This is a genomic window from Streptococcus sp. HMSC072D07 (genome assembly GCF_001814835.1).
Lineage (GTDB): Bacteria > Bacillota > Bacilli > Lactobacillales > Streptococcaceae > Streptococcus.
In genome coordinates this window covers 253,673-276,441 of the sequence record NZ_KV818036.1, presented here as the reverse complement: position 1 = coordinate 276,441, position 22,769 = coordinate 253,673, and the positions used below count along the sequence as shown (strand labels likewise).

The following is a 22,769-nucleotide window of genomic DNA, read 5'->3' as shown; positions in this document are numbered from 1 at the left end:
CTGCAAAAAAAAGTAAAAAGTGGTATAATGATAAGGTTATATAGTCCCGATAAGATGGTAGGTATTCATTACTAGTAGTTTTCCTATCAGTACTTTGTAACTCTATAACAATATTTTTTAAGGGGGGACATTTTTATGTCAGAACGTAAATTATTCACGTCTGAATCTGTATCTGAGGGGCATCCGGATAAGATTGCAGACCAAATTTCAGATGCGATTTTGGATGCTATTTTAGCAAAGGATCCAGATGCGCACGTTGCTGCCGAGACAGCTGTATACACAGGTTCGGTCCATGTTTTTGGTGAAATTTCTACACATGCTTATGTAGATATTAACCGAGTGGTTCGTGATACCATTGCAGAGATTGGTTATACCAATACAGAGTATGGTTTTTCTGCGGAGACGGTGGGAGTTCATCCGTCACTTGTTGAGCAGTCACCAGATATCGCCCAAGGTGTTAACGAAGCCTTGGAAGTTCGTGGAAATGCAGATCAAGATCCACTGGACTTGATTGGTGCTGGTGACCAAGGTCTTATGTTTGGATTTGCGGTGGATGAGACAGAAGAACTCATGCCTTTACCAATCTCACTTAGCCACAAGTTGGTTCGTCGTTTGGCAGAACTTCGTAAGTCTGGTGAAATCAGCTATCTCCGTCCAGATGCTAAATCACAAGTTACGGTTGAGTATGATGAAAATGACCGTCCAGTACGGGTGGATACAGTCGTTATTTCAACTCAGCACGACCCAGAAGTTAGCAATGAACAAATTCACAATGATGTGATTAACAAGGTTATCAAAGAAGTAATTCCAGCATCTTACTTGGATGAGCAGACAAAATTCTTCATCAATCCAACTGGTCGCTTTGTAATCGGTGGACCTCAAGGGGACTCAGGCTTGACTGGTCGTAAGATCATCGTGGATACCTATGGTGGCTACTCTCGTCATGGTGGAGGTGCCTTCTCTGGTAAGGATGCGACGAAGGTGGACCGTTCAGCCTCTTATGCAGCTCGCTACATTGCCAAGAACATCGTTGCAGCAGGTCTTGCTAAGAAGGCAGAAGTGCAATTGGCTTATGCTATTGGGGTGGCACAGCCTGTTTCTGTTCGTATCGATACTTTTGGTACAGGAACAGTAGCTGAAAGCAAGCTTGAAAAAGCAGCGCGTCAAATCTTTGACCTTCGTCCTGCAGGAATTATCCAAATGCTGGATCTCAAACGTCCAATTTACCGTCAAACAGCGGCTTATGGACACATGGGACGTACAGATATTGACCTTCCTTGGGAACGTTTGGACAAGGTAGACGCTTTGAAAGAAGCTGTGAAATAAAACTAAAAGATTGGTAGAAACTACCAATCTTTTTTTGCGAAAGAAAACCAGCTTTTGGCTGGCTTTCTTATTTTGTAGGAATAGAAATCTCAATCAATTTATCAGAATAAAGCGTCTTGATATTGGCTTCATCGATGCTTCCTTTGTCGATTTTACGTTTCAAGAAGAAGTCTTGAATGGTTTCAATTTCAGGTTCACGAATAGCACGGTGTTTGTTGGAAATGAGGATTTCATAGTGAAGCGGGGCTTGTGTGAAAACTACATCTGTGTTTCCAGCAGAATAGACCTCGACAAGAGTTGCGTCTGTGCTTTCTAATTGGCTTTTAACAAGTTGCGAGTGTGAGTTTGTCGTATTGATAAGCTTCATAATAGTTCCTCCGATTTTCTAACTCTATTATAGCACTTTTTGGATAAAATCGTGTATTTTAGTCAATTCCATGCTGGATTTTCCAAGCTTCAATTCCCCATTTATGGCTACCACGTTTGAGGTTTTCAATAGCCTCGTCAATAGGGAACCAAGCAATATGATTAAAATCTTCCAATGGTTTTTGTACTTTTTGGAAAGAAGTAGCTTCATAGAGATAAGCTGGATTGTAGTAGTAGGTATCACGGTGGCGAGAGTAGAAATACTCATCAGCTTGCCCATAATAGGTTCCAATCTCAGCTGTAAAGCCAAGTTCTTCGATTAGTTCTCTCTTCAGTGCTTCTTGATGATCTTCGCCAGCTTCAATTTCTCCACCTGGCAAGAACCAAGCACCATTGGGGGCTTGAACTAGGACAATTTGTTTTTTCTCCGCATCCGGAATAACTGCGTACACACCATAGCGGGGCTGGTAGGTCACATTCTCTTTTTTTTCACCAAAAGTTGGGTTTGCCATTGCATTTTCCTCATTCTCTAGTATCTTTATTATTATCATAATGGACGAGGGGCAAGCTGTCAAGAATAAACCAACGAACTGGTGCAGAAAAAGCTACTTTGTCTTGGTCAATCCTTGTCTCGTTAAACTTTCCAGACCTAGCACTATAACTGGTATAATAAAAGAGAGGTGACTTTATGGCAGAATCAAGACTATTTCGTATCCTATATCTACTTTTAGAAAAAGGCAGTACAACGGCTCCTGAATTAGCTCGATTATTTGAAGTATCTGTACGAACGATTTATCGCGATATTGAGCGGTTGAGTATGGCGGGGATTCCTCTATATTCGATACCTGGGAAGGCAGGCGGAATCTTTTTAATGAAGGACTTTGTTCTGGATCGTACTCTCGTATCGGAGGATGAAAAATTAGAACTTCTATCAGCTTTGCAAGGAATTCAAGCCCTGACAAATGACAAGCAAGATCTGTTGCTTGAAAAGTTGGAATCTATTTTTCAAGTTTCTCCCAGCCCTTGGATAGAAGTAGACTTGACTGACTGGAGAAAGCGAGAAGGTCAAAAAGAATTATTTGATAACATCAAACATGCTATTCTAGAGAAAAGACAACTGGTGATTACTTATCTAGGTGGGTGTGGTCAGAAAACGGTTCGTACAGTCGAGCCTTTTAGACTCATATTTAAAAAGAGAGATTGGTACCTTCATGCCTACTGTTGTTTGAAGGAAGAGTGGCGTTTTTTCAAATTGTCTAGAATTAGGAATTATCACCTAACAACTGAAACTGTGAATCAGAAAAATGTGGAGGATTGGGTTGATGGTTCAGATCAAGTGACACATCAAATCGAAGTTTCCTTGAAGTTTAGTCCCAAGCTTGCTTTCCGGGTTTATGAAGATTTTTCAGAAGATGAGATTAGCTTGGGGAAAGATGGGTGTTATTATGTCAAGACAGTCCTACCAGAGCATGAAAGCCTGTATACTTACCTCCTGTCTTATCTAGATGGGGTGGAAATACTCGCCCCCAATCATCTGAAGAAGGAATTGCTTTCTAGACTAGAAAAAATCCAAAAACTTTACAAACCTTGACAAAAGATGTCAGGGTTTTGGTGCTATACTAGAGATAGAAAGGAGAAGAACCAAATGAAATACGAATGGAGAAAAGAAGCAAAAGATCTTTATCAAGTGAAAGCTAGGCCCAGCATCCTGCAGGTACCAGGTCAATCCTATATCGTGATTGATGGTAAAGGTGATCCAAATCAAGAAGATTTTTCAGAACGCGTAGGGGCCTTATATGCCTTAGCCTATGCGATAAAGATGAAGTATAAAAAAGCTCCTCTGGATGAGGTTTACACTGATTTTACTGTCTTTCCTTTAGAAGGTGTATGGAGAAAGGAGAAGGAGGGAGAACTGGTAAAAAGTGAGCTTTCTTATAGCATTATGATTGGGCAACCCGATTTTATTACGAGAGAACTATTTGAAAAAGCTTTGGAAGAGGTCATAATCAAGAAGCCAAATATTCTCTATGAGGCTATTCGTTTTGAAATGATAGAGGAAGGCCAAAGCCTTGCTATGCTTCATGTAGGACCTTTTGATACTGAAAATGAGACTTTTGCAGAGATGGAGCATTTTTGTAAACTTCATAAACTCAAAAGAACTTCGGAAGTCCACCGAGAAATTTATCTCAATAACCTTCATCGAACGGAGCCAAGCAAATTAAAAACAATTCTTCGCTATCAAGTTCAAGAAGAGAATTAAAAAAAGAACAGGAAATCTTGTTTCCTGTTCTTTTTATGAGGTTTATTCTTCTATTTCAGAAGCAATCTCTTCTGTTTTCTCAGTTTTTTTGGCAGATTTGATTTGAATATTGCCATTGCTTGTCATGACTGCCTTGAGGGCTTTCTCACTTGGATTTTCAAGGTAGAAATCAGTGATGGCATCCTCGATATGGTCTTGAATGGTACGGCGGAGTGGGCGTGCTCCCATTTTTGGATCATAACCTAAGTCAACCAACTTTTCCTTGACCTTGTCTGTCACATCGAGGTAGATATTGTTGCTAGAGAGGCGTTTGTTGACATCCGCTAGCATGAGTTCGACGATTTGGAGAAGGTTGTCCTTGCTGAGAGGTTTAAATTCGATGATGCCGTCAAAACGGTTCATAAACTCCGGACTAAAGAAGTTGCCGAGTTCACCGAGAACAGAGTTGGTACGTCCTTCGCGAGCCGCCCCAAAACCAACACTGGCTTCGGCCTTACCAGTTCCAGCGTTTGAGGTCATGATAATGATGGTATCCTTGAAGCTAACTGTACGTCCTTGCCCATCTGTTAAACGACCATCGTCCAAGACTTGAAGGAACATGTGCATCACATCTGGATGGGCTTTCTCGACCTCATCGAGAAGGATGAGTGAGTAAGGATTGCGACGAACTTTTTCCGTTAACTGACCAGCTTCATCGTAGCCTACATAGCCTGGAGGGGCTCCGACCAATTTAGCCACACTGTGTTTTTCCATGTATTCACTCATATCAAAGCGAATCATGCTGTCAGCAGAACCAAAGAGCTCAATGGCTAGTTGTTTGGAAAGTTCTGTTTTACCGACACCAGTTGGTCCGACAAAGAGGAAGCTTCCGATTGGCCGGTTAGGAGTTCCAAGTCCAACACGATTACGACGGATGGCCTTGGCAATCTTATCGACAGCTTCATCTTGACCAATGACATGAGTTTTGAGGTCGTCTGCTAGATGGATAAGCTGAGATTGTTCTTTTTCTTTGAGTTCTCCAACAGGGATATTGGTTTTCTGCTCAATGATATGTTCAATAGTTTTCTCGCTGATGATTGGAGTATCCTGATCGGTCACCTTGTTCTTTTGCATTTCCTTGTACTTGGCAATCTGATCGCGGAAATAAGCAGCCTTTTCAAAGTCTTCCTCTCGTGTAGCTTGAGCCTTGAGATTCTCAGCTTCAATTAAACGCTGATCAATCACTTTAGGATCAACAAAGTTCAGCGTTAGATTCATCTTTGAACCAGCTTCGTCCAACAGGTCAATAGCCTTGTCTGGTAAGAAGCGATCTTGGATGTAGCGGTTGGAAAGATTTGCAGCAGCTTCGATAGCAGCATCAGTATACTTGACGTGATGGTAGTCTTCGTATTTCTTTTGAACTCCTTTAAGGATGATAATGGTTTCTTCGACAGTTGGTTCATCTACCTTGACAGGCTGCATACGGCGCTCTAGGGCAGCGTCTTTTTCAATGATACGGTATTCATTGAGAGTAGTGGCACCAACCAGTTGCAATTCACCACGGGCAAGGGCTGGTTTGAGGATATTTCCTGCATCCATATTGCCATCACCTGCTGATCCTGCACCAACAATTTCATGGATTTCGTCGATAAAGAGGATGATGTCCTCACGTTTGCGAATTTCTTCCATGAGCTTTTGCATACGTTCTTCAAATTGGCCTCGAATCCCTGTTCCTTGAACTAGACTGACCACATCTAGACGGATGACCTGCTTACCTTGAAGTTTATGGGGAACATCGCCATCGACAATCTTCTGAGCTAGACCTTCCACAACGGCTGTTTTACCAACACCTGGTTCTCCGATAAGGACAGGGTTGTTCTTGGTTCGACGGTTGAGGATTTCGATAACGCGGATAATCTCCTCATCCCGACCTATAACAGGGTCAATATCTCCCCGACGAGCAATCTCAGTAATATTGATACCATATTCCTCTAGGAGTCCTCTTTCTTGGCTAGGAGGTGTTTGAAGTGGGCCGCGGTTTTGAGGACCATAACCACCGTTTCCTCCGTATCCCCCACCAGATTGAGTTGGTGGGACGTTATTAGAAGAAGGTTTGAAATTGTTCAAATCATTGAAAAAGTCGCCGAAAGGATCAAAGTCATGATTATTTAAGTCAGTCATCCCTTTAAAGAGGGTATTATTTGGATCTGTTTTGATAATTTTATAGCAATTTTGACAGAGATCAATTTGCTTTTGCTGTCCATTGATATTGGTATACAGATGAATTGTTGAGTCGTTAATTTTACAGTTTTGACAGAGCATACATCTACCTCATTTCATTCTTATTCTTAGCCTAAGAAAAGGTCAAGAATAGTCAAAGTTTTATACTCTCATTATAGCATGATTAAGGTGTAAAGCAAGTAAAAAGATTGGGAAGTGTTCGTTTTTAAAAGAAGGATTTATGGAGAATCAAGCGACATTGAAGGTAAGAAAAAATCCCATTTGCGGTGACAAAAAGGATTCTCATTTATCGGGCCTTACTGCCCGTTGTTTTTATATTAGTAAAGGAGTTCGTAGATCTCCATTGCAATCAAATCAATGCTATCAAAGGTATAAGTTTCACGAGCTTCTACATCGCGAAGGGTGAAGAGTGATCCGTTTTCTTCGTCGTGGCTGTATGCAACTTCTGCGACAACAACACCTTCACGTTCAAAATTACGTTTTAGATTTCCACCATCTTTTGTCATTGCTTCTAGGCGGTTAATGATTCTAACCAAATGTGATTCCATTTTGATTCTCCTCCATTTCTTATCGTTTCTATTTTACCATAAACAAGAGGTAGTTGACTAGAAAAAAACTGTGATTTCTCTCTATTTCTCTATTCTATCAAGTTAATTGTTAAAATTAGGGAAAAAAGGATTGCATTTTAATTCAATTCATGTTATAATCATACAATCCAATACATAGAAAGTTGATTGAATATGAATTTTTCTTTTTTACCAAAGTATTTACCATATTTTAACTATGGTGCTCTGATTACCGTATTGATTTCCATCCTTGTCGTCTGCTTAGGGACTATTATAGGTGTGTTACTGGCCTTTGCCCAACGTTCACGCTTTAAACCGCTCGTTTGGTTTGCAAATGTGTATGTTTGGATCTTCCGTGGTACTCCGATGATGGTTCAGATTATGATTGCCTTTGCTCTTATGCATATCAATGCTCCGACTATCCAAGTGGGAATTTTAGGAGTTGATCTTTCTCGTTTGATTCCTGGTATTCTGATTATTTCTATGAATAGTGGAGCTTACGTTTCAGAAACTGTTCGTGCAGGGATCAATGCGGTTCCTAAAGGGCAGTTAGAGGCCGCATATTCTCTCGGTATTCGTCCGAAAAATGCCATGCGTTATGTCATTTTGCCACAAGCTATCAAAAATATTCTTCCGGCTCTGGGAAACGAATTTATCACCATTATCAAGGATAGTTCCCTCTTATCAGCGATTGGGGTGATGGAGTTGTGGAATGGTGCAACGACAGTAGCAACAACAACTTATTTACCGTTGACTCCTCTTTTATTTGCAGCCTTTTACTATTTGATTATGACCTCTGTTTTGACAGTGGCGTTGAAAGCATTCGAAAAACATATTGGACAAGGAGACAAGAAATAATGACAGAAACCTTGATTAAAATTGAAGAACTACATAAGTCTTTTGGGAAAAATGAAGTTTTAAAAGGCATCAATCTTGAGATTAAACGTGGAGAAGTTGTGGTCATTATTGGTCCGTCAGGGAGCGGGAAATCAACCCTCCTTCGTTCGATGAATCTCCTTGAAGAAGCAAGTAAAGGTAAGGTTATCTTTGAAGGAGTTGATATCACAGATAAGAAAAATGACCTTTTTGCCATGCGTGAAAAGATGGGCATGGTATTCCAACAATTCAACCTCTTTCCCAATATGACAGTGATGGAAAATATCACTTTGTCACCAATTAAAACCAAAGGTGAAAGCAAGGAAGTTGCGGAGAAAAGAGCACAGGAACTGTTAGAAAAAGTTGGCTTGCCAGATAAGGCGACGGCTTATCCACAGAGTTTGTCAGGTGGTCAGCAGCAACGGATTGCTATTGCACGTGGACTTGCTATGGAACCAGATGTTTTGCTCTTTGATGAGCCGACTTCAGCCCTAGACCCGGAGATGGTTGGAGAAGTTCTAGCTGTTATGCAAGACCTTGCCAAGTCAGGGATGACTATGGTGATTGTGACTCATGAAATGGGCTTTGCGCGTGAGGTAGCAGACCGTGTTATCTTTATGGCAGATGGGGTTGTTGTCGAAGATGGAACACCAGAAGAGATTTTCGATCAAACAAAAGAACAACGGACCAAGGAATTTTTGAGTAAGGTTTTGTAAGAGTTGTAAATTTATATCCATTTCGACTTTTTCTTAGGTAGATAGTTCGATAAGTTATATCAAAACTTCTTTACTCAGTTTAGATTAAAGTTATAAATAAAAAGTAGGAATCAGAAAACACTGATTCCTACTTTATTTTAGTTAAAACATGAAGCTAATGCTTGTAAGTATACCTAATACTGCGAAAATAATTTTCCAAACTTGGTGGTTCTTTTTGAAAAGCTTATCAGAGTATAGTGCTAGTATAAGAAATATAAAAAATAGTATATATTTATGAAAGATTGACATGTCTATCCTCCTTTTTTGTAAGACTTCCTTTACTTATATTGTACATTATTTTTGATGCAGAATCAAAAAATAATATCATTATTCTGTGGAGTTCCTTTATCCTCCAGTAAGAGAATGACTAGTCCTGCAACTGAGCTTTTTCTTATAGTTTCAGACTATAAGGTCTCTTAGTCAAGAAGTGTTAGAGTGATAAGCCATTTTTTGATATAATAGAACATATTTGATAGAAAAGAGAAGAAACATGACGCAGATTATCGATGGGAAGGCTCTAGCAGCCAAGTTACAAGGACAGTTGGCTGAAAAGACTGCGAGATTGAAAAAAGAAACAGGATTGATTCCTGGTCTGGTGGTGATTTTGGTTGGGGACAATCCTGCTAGTCAGGTCTACGTTCGCAACAAGGAACGGTCAGCTCTCGCTGCTGGCTTCCGTAGTGAAGTCGTGCGAGTTCCAGAGACCATTACCCAAGCGGAATTGTTAGACTTGATTGCCAAATACAATCAAGATTCAGCTTGGCATGGGATTTTGGTCCAGTTACCTTTGCCAAAACATATTGATGAAGAGGCAGTTTTATTAGCCATTAACCCCGAAAAAGACGTGGATGGTTTCCATCCCCTAAACATGGGTCGCCTCTGGTCTGGTCATCCAGTTATGATTCCTTCGACACCTGCAGGAATTATGGAGATGTTTCATGAATATGGGATTGAGCTAGAAGGTAAAAATGCGGTTGTTATCGGTCGTTCAAATATTGTTGGAAAACCGATGGCTCAGCTTCTTTTAGCTAAGAATGCGACTGTGACCTTGACCCACTCACGCACCCATCATCTTGCCAAGGTGGCTGCTAAGGCGGATATCCTTGTCGTAGCTATTGGTCGCGCCAAGTTTGTGACTGCTGACTTTGTCAAACCAGGAGCGGTTGTCATTGACGTTGGGATGAACCGAGATGAAAATGGCAAGCTTTGTGGAGATGTTGATTATGATGCTGTTGCACCACTTGCTAGTCACATCACACCTGTACCTGGTGGAGTTGGACCTATGACGATTACCATGCTAATGGAGCAAACCTATCAGGCAGCGCTTCGAACACTAAACAAGGACTAGGAAGATGAAATTCGTATTTGACCTGGATGGAACGCTATCTTTTGACTACATGACCATAGATGAGGAGATTCAGCAGGTTCTTTTAAAGGCTGAAGATTATGGGCATGAGCTTGTGTTTGCCTCAGCCCGCTCTTATCGGGATTGTTTGGGTTTATTAGGTTCTGAACTCAGTCAGCGCTTAGTCATAGGTTTGAATGGTGGCGTAGCCTATCATTTAGGGAAGGCTATCTTCGAAAGGAATCTTGATGCTAGAGTTTATCAGGCGCTAGTGGATTATTGCCAGACTTATAATCTCCCTTTCTTTGTAGATGATTGCTTTGACTACAGTGGTCAGATTGTAGAGAAGATTCCATTTATTTCCAGTGTGGATCCCCTAAAGGTGGCTCGTCATCAGAAACTTGAGGACTTAGGGACTCCGATTAAGGTAGTCGTTTATATGGGTGACCATGAGGATTTGCTTGATGATCTGCTTGGTCAGTTAGAAAGACTAGGACAAGCTCATCTGTCTTATCATGCGCATGAAAAGTGCCTTTATGTTAATCCCTTGGATACTCATAAGGCGACAACTGTTGAAAAGTTATGCGGGGAGAACTTCATCGCTTTTGGAAATGACCAAAACGATATTGAACTGTTTAAAACGTCGCTCTATTCAGTCCAGATAGGAGATTTTGCTGGTCTTACTCCATATGCAGATGACACGTTAGAGATAAAAGGAGCTCCTTCTCCAGCAGTTGCTGCTAAAATCTTACAGACCTTTGCGGAATTTAAGGGAAAATAGTGTAGAAGGAGGTTCGCCCCTCCTTTTGTAGTATAATGGAGTGAGAGGAAAAATCGATGAAAGTGATTGATCAAACTTTATTAGAAAAAGTTATTATTGAACGTTGTCGTCACAGCCATAAGGGAGATTACGGTCGCCTGCTCTTGCTGGGAGGGACCTATCCTTATGGGGGAGCTATCATCATGTCAGCCATTGCAGCTGTTAAAAGTGGGGCAGGTTTGGTGACTGTTGGCACGGATAAGGAGAACATTCCGGCTCTGCACAGTCATTTACCTGAGGCCATGGCATTTTCTCTTCAAGACCAGCAATTGTTAAAAGAACAGTTAGTAAAGGCAGAAGTTGTCTTGTTAGGTCCGGGTTTGCGAGAGGATGCATTTGGAGAAGAACTCGTAAAACGGGTCTTTGACAGCCTTAGAAAAGACCAGATTTTGATTGCAGATGGCGGTGCTTTGGGCATCTTAGCAAACGGCCAGTTACCATTTCCTTCCAGTCAGCTCATCCTAACTCCCCACCAAAAGGAATGGGAAAGATTATCTGGCACAGCTCTTGACCATCAAAATACAGAGATGACTGCTAGGGCTCTTTTATCTTTTCCTCAAGGAACAATTTTGGTGGAGAAAGGTACGGCTACTCGTATCTGGCAAGCTGGCAAACCTGAATACTATCAGTTACAGGTTGGAGGCCCCTATCAAGCAACTGGTGGGATGGGAGATACTCTGGCTGGGATGATTGCTGGATTTACAGGTCAGTTTCACCAAGCCAGCCTCTATGAGAGAGTGGTGGTAGCGACTCATCTGCACTCAGCCATTGCTCAAGAACTTGCTCAAGAAAACTACCTTGTCTTGCCAACAGAAATTAGCAAGCTACTCCCAAAAACAATGAAAAAAATATCTCAAAAAGGCAGCTAATATCTTGGTTGTCTTTTTATGTTGATGAAGCTTTGTTGATAAGGTTTTTAAATACCTCAAAACCAGCGACCAACTGCTTAACTTGCGTGAAATTCTTTCTTTTAAGGTCTTGATTTTTACTCAAACTCGCAAGGAAAGCGAGATTGTTATCAAAGTTGAGGGGTGTCAAATCATGCTTTTTTTGATATAATTTTTAATGATGAATGCAAGAAATGATCGGTATGTGGTCGTTGATTTAGAGGCGACCAGCACCGGAAGCAAGGCAAAAATTATTCAAGTAGGCATTGTGGTGATTGAGAATGGTGAAATCATCGATCAGTATGCGACTGATGTCAATCCCCATGAACCCTTGGATTCTCATATCAAAGAATTAACGGGTCTGACCGATCAGCGTTTGGCTGCGGCACCAGAGTTTTCTCAGGTGGCCGGAAAAATTTTTGAATTGGTTAAGGACGGTATTTTTGTTGCGCACAATGTACAGTTTGATGCTAATCTTCTTGCAGAATTCCTCTTTTTGGAAGGATATGAATTGCGTACACCGCGGGTGGATACAGTTGAGCTTGCCCAGGTTCTGTATCCTCAGTTTGAGAAATACAATCTAGGTATCCTTTGTCAAGAGTTGGGTATTGAACTAGAACATGCCCATACTGCCCTGTCAGATGCTCAGGCAACAGCTGAGCTCTTGCTCTATATGCGTCAAAAACTTTTTGAGTTACCAAAAGGGCTCTTAGAAAGCTTGCTAAACCTTGCAGACAACCTTCTCTATGAAAGTTATCTGGTGATTGAGGAGGTCTATCAGCAACAATCTCTCTTATCTTCGCCCGACTTGATGGAACTTCATGGGCTTTTCCTCAGAAAGGAAAGCAAAGCCTTAGTCCCACGAAAGTTATCCAAAGATTTTGCTAAAAATATTTCTTTATTGGGGCTGGAGGAGCGTCCGCAACAGTTGGAATTTGCGGAGAAGGTTGAGCACTTATTGGGAGAAGACCAGACTTCCTCTATCCAAGCTCAAACGGGACTGGGCAAGACTTATGGTTATCTCCTTCCAGCTTTGAACTTGGAGAGTCAAGCAGGTATCTTAGTGAGTGTTCCGACCAAAATTCTTCAAAATCAGATCATGCAAGAAGAAGGTCAGCGTTTAAAAGAGGTTTTCCATCTGGAAATCCATAGTCTCAAGGGGCCTCAAAATTATTTAAAACTGGATGCCTTTCACCGAGTTCTCCATCGATCTGAGTCCAATCGCCTTTTCACACGCTTTAAAATGCAACTGCTCATCTGGCTTACGGAGACAGAGACTGGTGATTTAGACGAAATCGGGCAACTTTATCGCTATCAGCACTTTCTGCCTGAACTAGTCCACGATGGCAAGCTTTCAAAGAAAAGTTTATTTGCTACAGAGGATTTTTGGAAACGAGGGCAGGAAAAGGCCGAGACCAGTCGTGTTCTTCTGACCAATCATGCCTATCTGGTCACTCGTTTGGAAGACAATCCCGAGTTTGTCGACAATCGTTTGGTGATTTTGGATGAAGCTCAAAAAATGCTGCTAGCTCTCGAAAATCTAGCCCAGCAGGCTTATCGCCTAGAGGATCTTGTAACTCAAATTGAAAAGTCCTTAGAGTCAGAGGAAGATTTGGTTCAGAAACGCTTGCTTGAGAGTATCGGCTTTGAATGTCGTTACTTGATGGAGCACTATCAGTCAGGTCTGAAGAATGGAAAGTGGTTGGATTCTCTCGAAGAGTTGCGCCAGCATTTTTCGGAGTTAGCTCTCCCAGAGTATCGAGAGCTTGCAAACTTTTTCACCTCGGACCGTGAATTTTGGCTTGCTACAGCAGAGAAATCGAGCAAGGATGTCTTGATTTGTTCAAGTAAAAAAGGCCGCTTTATACTAGCAGACTTATTGCCAGAAGATTGTAGGCTCCTAGGAGTATCGGCTACTCTTGAAATCAGCAATCGGGTTTCCCTAGCAGATTTATTGGGATTTCCGGATGCTCCACTTGTTAGGCTTGATGTAGCAAAACAGGAGCAACAAGAAGTCTTTCTAGTCAATGATTTTCCTCTTGTGACAGAAGTTTCGCCTGTTGACTATGCTAGTGAAGTGGCTTCTGTCATTCGAAGCTTACAAGCCTTTCAAGAACCCATACTGGTTTTGTTTACCTCAAAAGAGATGTTGCTGGCAGTTTCGGACCTGCTAGACCAACCGCATCTAGCTCAGTATAAAAATGGGGAACCAAGCCAACTGAAAAAACGTTTTGAAAAAGGTGAACGCAAGATCTTGCTCGGAACAGGTAGTTTCTGGGAAGGGGTTGATTTTTCAACCCATCCTTGCGTGATTCAAGTGATTCCGAGATTGCCTTTCCAAAATCCCCAAGAACCGTTAACTAAAAAATTAAACCAAGAACTGCGTCAAGAAGGGAAGAATCCTTTCTATGATTATCAGTTGCCGATGGCGATCATTCGGCTAAAACAAGCCCTGGGCCGTACTGTTAGACGATCTGACCAAGGTTCGATTGCTCTAATCTTAGACAGTCGTGTCGTTAGCAAGCGTTACGGCAAACAAATCGCTCAGGCCTTGTCAAAAGAAAGGGCTGTTCAGGTTCTTTCTAGAGAACAGCTAGAGCCTGCTGTAGCTGAGTTTCTCCAATCTCGTCGCAATAGAATGAAAGAAAAATCCTAGAAAGAGAAAAGGTAAAAAATATGAAACGTTCCTTCGACTCTCGAGTCGATTATAGCCTCCTCCTACCAGTGTTTTGTTTACTGGTGATTGGAGTAGCGGCCATTTATATAGCAGTTAGTCATGACTATCCAAATAATGTATTACCAATTCTAGGTCAGCAAATCGCTTGGATTGCCTTGGGTCTTGTCATTGGATTTGTGGTCATGTTCTTTAATACCGAGTTTTTATGGAAGGTGACTCCCTATCTTTATGGTCTAGGGCTAGCTTTGATGGTCCTACCTCTTGTTTTCTACAATCCAAATCTTGTAGCGTCAACAGGTGCCAAGAACTGGGTATCGATTGGTGGAACGACACTTTTCCAGCCATCGGAGTTCATGAAGATTTCCTATATCTTGATGTTGGCTCGAGCCATTGTAAGATTCACTCAGAAACACAAGGAATGGCGACGGACTATTCCCTTGGATTTCCTACTGATTGGTTGGATGATTGCCTTTACCATCCCAGTCTTGATCCTCTTAGCCCTACAAAGTGACTTGGGGACTGCCTTGGTCTTTGTAGCTATTTTTGCAGGCATGGTTCTCCTTTCAGGTGTTTCGTGGAAGATTATCATTCCTGTTTTTGCGACAGGAGTGACTGCAGTTGTAGGCTTCATGGCCATCTTTATAAGCAAGGATGGACGTGCCTTCTTGCATCAGATTGGGATGCCAACCTACCAGATCAACCGCATCTTGGCTTGGCTCAATCCCTTTGACTTTGCGCAAACAACGACTTACCAACAGGCGCAGGGACAAATTGCTATTGGAAGTGGTGGCTTGTTTGGACAAGGTTTCAATGTGTCCAATCTCCTCATTCCAGTACGCGAGAGCGATATGATTTTCACCGTAATTGCTGAAGACTTTGGCTTTATTGGTTCGGTCTTTGTGGTTGCCCTGTACTTGCTTCTTATTTATCGGATGTTGAAGATTACACTTAAGTCAAACAACCAGTTCTACACCTATATTTCGACTGGTTTTATCATGATGTTGCTCTTCCATATCTTTGAAAATATCGGTGCCGTGACAGGCTTACTTCCTTTGACAGGGATTCCTCTGCCATTTATTTCTCAAGGGGGATCCGCAATTATTAGTAACCTCATCGGTGTCGGTCTCCTCTTGTCTATGAGTTACCAGACCAATCTAGCAGAAGAGAAAAGTGGAAAAGTTCCATTCAAACGAAAGAAAGTTGTCCTAAAACAAATCAAATAAGGAGGCCACTATGGCAAAAGTAGCAGTTATTTTAGCCCAGGGTTTTGAAGAAATTGAAGCCTTGACAGTAGTTGATGTCTTGCGTCGAGCAAACATTTCATGTGATATGGTAGGATTTGAAGAGCAGGTGACAGGATCGCATGGCATTCAGGTGAAAGCTGATCGTGTTTTTGATGGCGATTTGTCCGACTATGACTTGGTCGTTCTTCCGGGTGGTATGCCAGGCTCAGCTCACCTACGAGATAATCAAGCGCTCATTTCACAGATTAAAGCCTTTGACCAAGCAGGAAAGAAAGTTGCAGCTATCTGTGCAGCCCCAATCGCTCTTCATCAAGCAGGTGTCCTGAAAGACAAGCACTTTACTTGTTATGACGGAGTTCAGGAGCAAATTACTGACGGAATTTATCAAAAGCAAACAGTAGTTGTGGATGGCAATCTAACAACTAGCCGAGGACCGTCAACCGCACTTGCCTTTGCCTATGAATTGGTAGAGCAATTAGGAGGAGATGCTGAAAGTTTACGAGACGGCATGCTCTATCGAGATGTCTTTGGAAATCAACAGTAAGACGAGAGTTCGGCTCTCGTTTTTTAATTTACTCCATGTCTAAAAAATGTTTCATATGATTGTCTTGCGATTTTATATCAAACTTTTATAAATCAATCAAGATTCGTTTAACATAAGAAGGAATCTATCTCTAGAAATGTTAGTGTTTTCAAGTTGTTAGATAGAATAGTTCAGATTTCTACTGAAATCAATAGATTCATGAAAAGATATAATATTCAATAAATGCTATATTAAACGGTCTTATCATGCGAATTAATCTGCTTGTATTAATTTGAAATATAAAGTACTTTCTCTGTAATATAATTGAAACATGTTACTAGTATATTAAAATTAGTAAGAATTTTTTGCATATACGAAACTGGGGGAGTGATATGTTGAAAGCATTTGGAAAAATATTCAAAGTCATTAGAGAATCAAAAAAAATGTCCCTGAAAGAGGTAGCTGCTGGTGATATTTCCGTAGCTCAGCTATCCCGTTTTGAACGGGGAGTTAATGGGATCACACTTGATTCTTTTTATTGCTGTTTAAAAAATATGGCCGTTTCCCTAGAGGAGTTTCAGTATGTTTACCATAATTACATTGATTCAGATGATGTGCTGTTTTCAAAAAAAGTAGCTGATGCATATCAGGAAAACAATGTTGTCAAGCTCCAAAATATTTTGTCAAGCTCAGAAGCTTTGACCGAACAGTTTCCTGAGAAGAAAAACTATAAACTCAATACGATCATTGTCAGAGCTCTTCTGTCTTCCTGTTGCTCAGATTTTCAGATTAGCAAGAAGGATATAGAATTCCTGACGGATCATCTCTTTTCTGTTGAGGAGTGGGGACGTTATGAACTCTGGCTTTTTACAAACAGTGTTGATTTGATGACCTTGGAAACGTTGGAAACCTTCGCTAGTGAGATGATCAATCGTACCCAGTTTTATAACAACCTACCTGAAAATCGCCGCCGTATTATCAAGATGCTACTTAATGTCATTAGCGTCTGTATAGAAGGAAACCATCTGCTAGTTGCTATGAGGTTTCTCAATTATCTCGACCACTCTAAAATCCCTGAAACAGATCTATATGATCGAACGCTGATTAAGTATCATAGGGCTCTGTATGCCTATAAGGTCGGGAATACTAATGCTCTCAGTGATATCGAGCAATGCCTATCTTTTTTTGAATTTTTAGATTCCTTTGGTGTTGCCCAAAAGCTTAAAGAACAGTTTGAAAGAATTTGCCTTTCATAGTTGTAGATGTGCAACAAAAAAAGATCATTTTGAAAAATATACTAGAATAAGGGCATAACTTTATACTAAATTCAGAAGGAGGTTTTATGATGGAGAAAAAGATTCATTATAAGATGCATAAAGTTAAGAAAAACTGGGTAGCCATTGCTTTGACTACCTTGGCACTTATTGTAGCACCAAAGGTACTTGGTCTAGAACCAGGCGTTGTCCATGCGGATGATGTAAAGCAGGTTGTGGTTCAAGAACCTGCTACAGCTCAGACTAGTGGTCCAGGTCAGCAAACTCCAGCCCAAGCTAACGTAGCTTCTGAGAAAGAAGCAGAAAAAGCAACCCCTGCAGACAAGGTGACAGGCGATGTTGCTGCTAGTGAAAAACCTGCTAAACCAGCAGAAAATACGGAAGCAACAGTTCAAACCAATGCTCAAGAGCCTGCTAAACCAGCAGATACGAAAGAAGCATCTACAGAAAAGGCTGCTGTTGCAGAAGAAGTTAAAGCTGCTAATGCAATCACAGAAACTCCTAAAACAGAAGTAGCAGAGCAGAATAAACAAGCAGGGCCAACAACTGCCCAAGACCAAGAAGGCGACAAACGAGAAAAATCGGCTGTTGAAGACAAGATTGTTGCAAATCCAAAGGTTGCAAAGAAAGATCGCTTGCCCGAACCTGCTCAAAAACAAGGAGCAGTAGCTGAAAGAATGGTGGCAGATCAGGCTCAACCTGCACCTGTAAATGCTGACCATGATGATGATGTCCTATCTCATATTAAGACCATTGATGGTAAAAATTACTATGTTCAGGACGATGGTACAGTTAAAAAGAACTTTGCAGTTGAACTTAATGGTAGAATACTTTATTTTGATGCAGAAACTGGTGCCTTAGTTGATTCAAATGAATATCAGTTCCAACAAGGAACCAGCAGTCTCAATAATGAATTCTCCCAAAAGAATGCTTTCTATAGTACGACTGACAAGGATATTGAAACTGTAGACGGTTATTTGACAGCAGATAGCTGGTATCGTCCAAAGTTCATCTTAAAAGATGGAAAAACATGGACGGCTTCGACAGAAACAGACTTACGTCCTCTTTTGATGGCTTGGTGGCCTGATAAACGTACTCAGATTAATTACCTCAACTATATGAACCAGCAAGGTCTGGGAGCAGGTGCTTTTGAAAACAAAGTTGAACAAGCTCTCCTGACAGGAGCTTCTCAGCAGGTTCAGCGCAAAATTGAGGAAAAAATTGGTAAAGAAGGCGATACCAAATGGTTGAGAACGCTGATGGGTGCCTTTGTCAAAACCCAGCCAAACTGGAATATCAAGTCAGAGTCTGAAACAACTGGTACTAAAAAGGACCACTTGCAGGGTGGAGCTTTGCTTTATACCAATAATGAGAAGAGCTCTCATGCTGACTCTAAGTTCCGTCTGCTTAACCGTACCCCTACTAGTCAAACAGGTACACCTAAGTACTTCATTGACAAGTCAAACGGTGGTTATGAGTTCTTGCTCTCTAACGACTTTGACAATTCTAATCCAGCTGTTCAGGCCGAACAACTCAACTGGTTGCATTTTATGATGAACTTTGGAAGCATCGTAGCCAATGATCCGACTGCTAATTTTGATGGAGTTCGTGTCGATGCGGTGGACAATGTCAACGCAGACTTGCTCCAAATCGCATCTGACTACTTCAAGTCTCGCTACAAGGTTGGAGAAAGTGAAGAAGAAGCTATTAAGCATTTGTCTATCTTGGAAGCTTGGTCTGATAACGATCCTGACTACAACAAAGATACTAAGGGTGCTCAACTAGCAATTGACAACAAGCTACGCTTGTCCTTGCTTTATTCATTCATGCGTAATCTATCTATCCGTAGCGGAGTAGAGCCAACGATTACAAATAGTCTAAATGACCGTTCTTCTGAAAAGAAAAATGGCGAACGAATGGCTAACTATATCTTTGTTCGGGCTCATGATAGTGAAGTACAAACTGTTATTGCCGACATCATTCGAGAAAATATCAATCCAAATACGGATGGTTTGACCTTTACCATGGATGAACTCAAGCAAGCCTTCAAGATCTACAACGAAGATATGCGCAAGGCGGACAAGAAATATACGCAGTTCAACATCCCAACTGCTCATGCTCTCATGCTCTCCAATAAAGACTCTATCACTCGGGTCTACTATGGTGATCTCTATACCGATGATGGTCAATACATGGAGAAAAAATCTCCTTACCACGACGCTATCGATGCCTTGTTGCGTGCTCGTATTAAGTATGTAGCAGGTGGACAAGACATGAAAGTCACTTATATGGGTGTACCTCGTGAGGCTGATAAATGGTCTTACAATGGTATTTTGACTTCTGTGCGCTACGGTACGGGTGCTAATGAAGCAACAGATGAAGGAACAGCAGAAACTCGTACTCAAGGGATGGCTGTTATTGCTTCAAACAACCCTAACCTCAAGTTAAATGTGTGGGATAAACTGCAAGTCAATATGGGAGCAGCCCATAAGAATCAATACTATCGCCCTGTGCTTTTGACGACCAAAGATGGTATTTCCCGCTATCTAACTGACGAAGAAGTGCCGCAATCGCTCTGGAAGAAGACAGATGCTAATGGTATTTTGACCTTTGATATGAATGATATTGCAGGCTACAGCAATGTACAGGTTTCTGGATATCTGGCTGTTTGGGTACCAGTTGGCGCTAAGGCAGATCAGGATGCTCGTACAACAGCAAGCAAGAAGAAAAACGCTAGTGGTCAAGTTTATGAATCTAGCGCAGCTCTTGATTCTCAGTTGATTTACGAAGGCTTCTCTAACTTCCAAGACTTTGCAACTCGTGATGACCAATATACCAATAAAGTCATTGCTAAAAATGTCAACCTCTTCAAGGAATGGGGAGTAACTTCATTTGAGCTACCACCTCAGTATGTATCTAGCCAAGACGGTACTTTCTTGGATTCTATCATTCAGAATGGTTATGCCTTTGAAGACCGCTACGATATGGCCATGAGTAAGAACAATAAATATGGTTCTTTAAAAGATTTGCTCAATGCTCTCCGTGCGCTTCACAGTGTCAATATCCAAGCCATCGCGGACTGGGTACCAGATCAAATCTATAACCTACCAGGTAAGGAAGTGGTAACAGCAACACGTGTCAATAACTATGGAACCTACCGTGAAGGCGCAGAAATTAAGGAAAAACTCTATGTAGCTAATAGTAAGACCAATGGGACTGATTTCCAAGGTAAGTACGGTGGAGCCTTCTTGGATGAGCTTAAAGCTAAATATCCAGAAATCTTTGAACGAGTACAGATTTCCAATGGTCAAAAAATGACAACAGATGAGAAGATTACCAAGTGGTCGGCTAAGTACTTCAATGGTACCAATATCTTAGGTCGTGGTGCTTACTATGTTCTTAAAGACTGGGCTAGCAACGACTATCTCACTAACAAAAATGGTGAGGTGGTATTGCCTAAGCAATTAGTTAATAAGAATGCTTACACAGGATTTGTTAGTGATGCCAATGGTACTAAGTTCTATTCAACTAGTGGTTATCAAGCTAAAAATTCCTTTATCCAAGATGAAAATGGAAATTGGTATTACTTCGATAAACGAGGCTATCTTGTAACAGGTGCTCATGAAATTGATGGCAAGCACGTTTATTTCTTGAAGAATGGTATTCAACTTCGTGATTCTATCCGTGAAGATGAAAATGGTAATCAGTACTACTATGATCAAACTGGTGCCCAAGTTCTCAACCGTTACTACACTACTGATGGTGAAAACTGGCGTTACTTTGATGCCAAGGGTGTTATGGCTCGAGGTCTTGTCAAGATAGGAGATGGACAGCAATTCTTTGATGAAAACGGCTATCAGGTTAAGGGCAAGATTGTGAGTGCTAAGGATGGCAAACTTCGTTACTTTGACAAGGATTCAGGAAATGCTGTTATTAATCGTTTTGCTCAGGGTGATAACCCAAGTGATTGGTACTATTTCGGAGCAGATGGAGTTGCTGTGACAGGTCTTCAAAAGATTGGTCAACAAACACTTTACTTTGACCAAGATGGCAAGCAAGCCAAGGGTAAAGTAGTAACTTTGGCTGATAAATCCATCCGTTACTTTGATGCCAACTCAGGAGAAATGGCAGTCGGCAAGTTTGCAGAAGGTGCCAAGAACGAATGGTATTACTTTGACCAAACTGGAAAAGCAGTGACAGGCCTTCAAAAGATTGGCAAACAAACACTTTACTTTGACCAAGATGGCAAGCAAGTCAAGGGTAAAATCGTGACACTTTCAGATAAGAGTATCCGTTACTTTGATGCTAACTCAGGAGAGATGGCAACCGACAAGTTTGTCGAAGGTTCCCCAAATGAGTGGTACTATTTTGATCAAGCTGGAAAAGCAGTGACAGGCTTGCAGCAAGTTGGTCAACAGACTCTCTATTTCACGCAAGACGGCAAGCAAGTCAAAGGAAAAGTTGTTGATGTGAATGGAGTTAGTCGATATTTCGATGTCAATTCAGGAGAAATGGCTCGAAGCAAATGGATTCAACTTGAAGATGGAAGTTGGATGTATTTTGACCGCGATGGTAGAGGTCAAAACTTCGGAAGAAACTAATCGAATGTAGCTCAATAAAAATCAAACTTTATCTGACGATATACAAAAACGATAACTCCTTTAAAGGACGTTATCGTTTTTTGCCTGTTTGGAGAATAAATGACAATTGAAAAGAAAGAAGGAATCATTGGAAACTGAAATGAATTAACAAGAGATTCCATATTGGAATAATCTTTTTCTGCACTCTATTGTGACATTCAAAGCAATGAGGATTCTATTTTTAAAGTTTGGAAATCCAAAAGCGTTTCGTTTGCGAATAATGACGCGGTTGTTAGTAGTTTCTATTTTTTAATTTGTACATTTGAGAGAAGAAAGATTTTGCTTGATTATTCATAGAGGAGCTATTCTTCACAAAAAGGCTCCATCGATGCAATAGTGTTTTACTATCTATAGAAATTATAGAGCCGAAAAATCTAGGAAATCATCGCTTTTTTCATAAAAAAATGGTATAATGAAGGGTATGAAATATCACGACTATATATGGGATTTAGGTGGTACCCTATTGGATAATTATGAGTCTTCTACAGCAGCCTTTGTAGAAACCTTAGCCCAATATGGAATAGAGCAAGAACACGACCGTGTCTACGAAGCTTTGAAGGTTTCGACAGCTTTTGCCATTGAGAAGTTTGCACCAAATATCGAGGGGTTTTTAGAGAACTACAAAGAAAATGAAGCGCGTGAGCTAGAACATCCAGTTTTGTTTGAGGGAATTCCAGAATTACTCAAAGACATTTCGGACAAGGGTGGCCGCCATTTCTTGGTTTCTCATCGAAATGACCAAGTTCTAGAACTTCTTGCTAAGACCCAGATAGCGAACTACTTCACCGAGGTGGTGACTGCTAGTTCTGGCTTTAAACGGAAGCCAGATCCTGAGTCCATGATTTATTTACGTGATAAATATCATATTACATCTGGTTTGGTCATTGGTGACAGAAATATTGATGTAGAAGCAGGTAAAGCTGCTGGCTTAGATGCCTATCTTTTTAATAACGTTGCGACATTGAGACAAGCAATAGACATGTAAGAAAA

The 22,769-nt window shown here is 41.1% G+C and carries 18 protein-coding genes; 14 read left to right on the top strand and 4 right to left on the bottom strand.

Annotated elements, in window-relative coordinates:
- The first annotated feature begins 135 nt into the window (after window positions 1-135).
- Window positions 136-1,326 (top strand): methionine adenosyltransferase, encoded by a 1,191-nt coding sequence (gene metK, locus HMPREF2991_RS02150; protein WP_000003912.1) that lies wholly within the window; start codon window positions 136-138, stop codon window positions 1,324-1,326.
- Window positions 1,327-1,393: 67 nt separating this feature from the next.
- Here metK and HMPREF2991_RS02145 read toward each other — a convergent pair whose 3' ends face one another.
- Both HMPREF2991_RS02145 and HMPREF2991_RS02140 read right to left on the bottom strand, forming a co-directional pair.
- A complete protein-coding gene (locus HMPREF2991_RS02145; RefSeq protein WP_000767207.1) occupies window positions 1,394-1,693 on the bottom strand; it encodes a DUF1827 family protein in 300 nt (99 codons plus the stop codon).
- 58 nt (window positions 1,694-1,751) lie between these two features.
- The gene (locus HMPREF2991_RS02140) at window positions 1,752-2,204 is read right to left on the bottom strand and encodes an NUDIX hydrolase (RefSeq protein WP_070569019.1); all 453 of its coding nucleotides are present in this window, start codon (window positions 2,202-2,204) and stop codon (window positions 1,752-1,754) included.
- A gap of 176 nt (window positions 2,205-2,380) precedes the next feature.
- On the opposite strand from HMPREF2991_RS02140, the gene HMPREF2991_RS02135 reads away from it, so the two are divergent.
- Together HMPREF2991_RS02135 and HMPREF2991_RS02130 are read left to right on the top strand one after the other, a co-directional pair.
- The gene (locus tag HMPREF2991_RS02135; protein ID WP_070569016.1) at window positions 2,381-3,283 is read left to right on the top strand and encodes a helix-turn-helix transcriptional regulator; all 903 of its coding nucleotides are present in this window, start codon (window positions 2,381-2,383) and stop codon (window positions 3,281-3,283) included.
- 54 nt (window positions 3,284-3,337) lie between these two features.
- Window positions 3,338-3,952 carry a GyrI-like domain-containing protein gene (locus tag HMPREF2991_RS02130; protein WP_049549841.1) on the top strand — a complete coding sequence of 205 codons (615 nt, stop codon included), beginning with the start codon at window positions 3,338-3,340 and terminating at the stop codon, window positions 3,950-3,952.
- A 42-nt stretch (window positions 3,953-3,994) separates the two neighbouring features.
- On the opposite strand, the gene HMPREF2991_RS02125 is transcribed toward HMPREF2991_RS02130, so the two are convergent.
- Complete coding sequence (locus HMPREF2991_RS02125) at window positions 3,995-6,253, bottom strand: ATP-dependent Clp protease ATP-binding subunit (protein WP_070569013.1); 2,259 nt, start codon at window positions 6,251-6,253, stop codon at window positions 3,995-3,997.
- Window positions 6,254-6,489: 236 nt separating this feature from the next.
- Window positions 6,490-6,720 carry a DUF1797 family protein gene (locus HMPREF2991_RS02120; RefSeq protein ID WP_000443577.1) on the bottom strand — a complete coding sequence of 77 codons (231 nt, stop codon included), beginning with the start codon at window positions 6,718-6,720 and terminating at the stop codon, window positions 6,490-6,492.
- A 192-nt stretch (window positions 6,721-6,912) separates the two neighbouring features.
- Between HMPREF2991_RS02120 and HMPREF2991_RS02115 the strand changes: the two genes are divergently transcribed.
- The 11 genes from HMPREF2991_RS02115 to HMPREF2991_RS02065 all read left to right on the top strand — a co-directional run bounded on the left by HMPREF2991_RS02115 (window position 6,913) and on the right by HMPREF2991_RS02065 (window position 22,764).
- Entirely contained in the window at window positions 6,913-7,596 is a 684-nt protein-coding gene (locus HMPREF2991_RS02115; RefSeq protein ID WP_001011622.1) for an amino acid ABC transporter permease, read from the top strand.
- The gene (locus HMPREF2991_RS02110; protein WP_000140925.1) at window positions 7,596-8,330 is read left to right on the top strand and encodes an amino acid ABC transporter ATP-binding protein; all 735 of its coding nucleotides are present in this window, start codon (window positions 7,596-7,598) and stop codon (window positions 8,328-8,330) included. Before HMPREF2991_RS02115 ends, HMPREF2991_RS02110 begins: the two co-directional genes overlap by 1 nt.
- A 529-nt stretch (window positions 8,331-8,859) precedes the next feature.
- Window positions 8,860-9,717 (top strand): bifunctional methylenetetrahydrofolate dehydrogenase/methenyltetrahydrofolate cyclohydrolase, encoded by an 858-nt coding sequence (locus HMPREF2991_RS02105; protein ID WP_070683338.1) that lies wholly within the window; start codon window positions 8,860-8,862, stop codon window positions 9,715-9,717.
- 4 nt (window positions 9,718-9,721) lie between these two features.
- Entirely contained in the window at window positions 9,722-10,495 is a 774-nt protein-coding gene (locus HMPREF2991_RS02100; RefSeq protein ID WP_070683336.1) for an HAD hydrolase family protein, read from the top strand.
- Window positions 10,496-10,551: 56 nt separating this feature from the next.
- Entirely contained in the window at window positions 10,552-11,403 is an 852-nt protein-coding gene (locus tag HMPREF2991_RS02095) for an NAD(P)H-hydrate dehydratase (protein ID WP_070683334.1), read from the top strand.
- A gap of 199 nt (window positions 11,404-11,602) precedes the next feature.
- Window positions 11,603-14,077, top strand: a complete 2,475-nt coding sequence (locus tag HMPREF2991_RS02090) for a bifunctional DnaQ family exonuclease/ATP-dependent helicase (protein ID WP_070683379.1) — start codon at window positions 11,603-11,605, stop codon at window positions 14,075-14,077.
- Between the two features lie 20 nt (window positions 14,078-14,097).
- Window positions 14,098-15,321, top strand: a complete 1,224-nt coding sequence (locus HMPREF2991_RS02085; protein ID WP_049478874.1) for an FtsW/RodA/SpoVE family cell cycle protein — start codon at window positions 14,098-14,100, stop codon at window positions 15,319-15,321.
- Window positions 15,322-15,331: 10 nt separating this feature from the next.
- A complete protein-coding gene (locus HMPREF2991_RS02080) occupies window positions 15,332-15,886 on the top strand; it encodes a DJ-1 family glyoxalase III (RefSeq protein WP_070569010.1) in 555 nt (184 codons plus the stop codon).
- A gap of 371 nt (window positions 15,887-16,257) precedes the next feature.
- Window positions 16,258-17,121 (top strand): helix-turn-helix domain-containing protein, encoded by an 864-nt coding sequence (locus HMPREF2991_RS02075; RefSeq protein ID WP_000909920.1) that lies wholly within the window; start codon window positions 16,258-16,260, stop codon window positions 17,119-17,121.
- A gap of 86 nt (window positions 17,122-17,207) precedes the next feature.
- Window positions 17,208-21,740 carry a glycoside hydrolase family 70 protein gene (locus tag HMPREF2991_RS02070; RefSeq protein ID WP_070683332.1) on the top strand — a complete coding sequence of 1,511 codons (4,533 nt, stop codon included), beginning with the start codon at window positions 17,208-17,210 and terminating at the stop codon, window positions 21,738-21,740.
- 460 nt (window positions 21,741-22,200) lie between these two features.
- Window positions 22,201-22,764, top strand: coding sequence for an HAD-IA family hydrolase (locus HMPREF2991_RS02065; RefSeq protein ID WP_049520806.1), 564 nt, complete (start codon window positions 22,201-22,203; stop codon window positions 22,762-22,764).
- Window positions 22,765-22,769 lie beyond the last annotated feature (5 nt).

Bases quoted from the DNA above. Each gene is read 5' to 3' on its own strand.
- metK (WP_000003912.1), top strand. From the start codon at position 136: ATGTCAGAACGTAAATTATTCACGTCTGAATCTGTATCTGAGGGGCAT.
- HMPREF2991_RS02145 (WP_000767207.1), bottom strand. From the start codon at position 1,693: ATGAAGCTTATCAATACGACAAACTCACACTCGCAACTTGTTAAAAGC.
- HMPREF2991_RS02140 (WP_070569019.1), bottom strand. From the start codon at position 2,204: ATGGCAAACCCAACTTTTGGTGAAAAAAAAGAGAATGTGACCTACCAG.
- HMPREF2991_RS02135 (WP_070569016.1), top strand. From the start codon at position 2,381: ATGGCAGAATCAAGACTATTTCGTATCCTATATCTACTTTTAGAAAAA.
- HMPREF2991_RS02130 (WP_049549841.1), top strand. From the start codon at position 3,338: ATGAAATACGAATGGAGAAAAGAAGCAAAAGATCTTTATCAAGTGAAA.
- HMPREF2991_RS02125 (WP_070569013.1), bottom strand. From the start codon at position 6,253: ATGCTCTGTCAAAACTGTAAAATTAACGACTCAACAATTCATCTGTAT.
- HMPREF2991_RS02120 (WP_000443577.1), bottom strand. From the start codon at position 6,720: ATGGAATCACATTTGGTTAGAATCATTAACCGCCTAGAAGCAATGACA.
- HMPREF2991_RS02115 (WP_001011622.1), top strand. From the start codon at position 6,913: ATGAATTTTTCTTTTTTACCAAAGTATTTACCATATTTTAACTATGGT.
- HMPREF2991_RS02110 (WP_000140925.1), top strand. From the start codon at position 7,596: ATGACAGAAACCTTGATTAAAATTGAAGAACTACATAAGTCTTTTGGG.
- HMPREF2991_RS02105 (WP_070683338.1), top strand. From the start codon at position 8,860: ATGACGCAGATTATCGATGGGAAGGCTCTAGCAGCCAAGTTACAAGGA.
- HMPREF2991_RS02100 (WP_070683336.1), top strand. From the start codon at position 9,722: ATGAAATTCGTATTTGACCTGGATGGAACGCTATCTTTTGACTACATG.
- HMPREF2991_RS02095 (WP_070683334.1), top strand. From the start codon at position 10,552: ATGAAAGTGATTGATCAAACTTTATTAGAAAAAGTTATTATTGAACGT.
- HMPREF2991_RS02090 (WP_070683379.1), top strand. From the start codon at position 11,603: ATGAATGCAAGAAATGATCGGTATGTGGTCGTTGATTTAGAGGCGACC.
- HMPREF2991_RS02085 (WP_049478874.1), top strand. From the start codon at position 14,098: ATGAAACGTTCCTTCGACTCTCGAGTCGATTATAGCCTCCTCCTACCA.
- HMPREF2991_RS02080 (WP_070569010.1), top strand. From the start codon at position 15,332: ATGGCAAAAGTAGCAGTTATTTTAGCCCAGGGTTTTGAAGAAATTGAA.
- HMPREF2991_RS02075 (WP_000909920.1), top strand. From the start codon at position 16,258: ATGTTGAAAGCATTTGGAAAAATATTCAAAGTCATTAGAGAATCAAAA.
- HMPREF2991_RS02070 (WP_070683332.1), top strand. From the start codon at position 17,208: ATGATGGAGAAAAAGATTCATTATAAGATGCATAAAGTTAAGAAAAAC.
- HMPREF2991_RS02065 (WP_049520806.1), top strand. From the start codon at position 22,201: ATGAAATATCACGACTATATATGGGATTTAGGTGGTACCCTATTGGAT.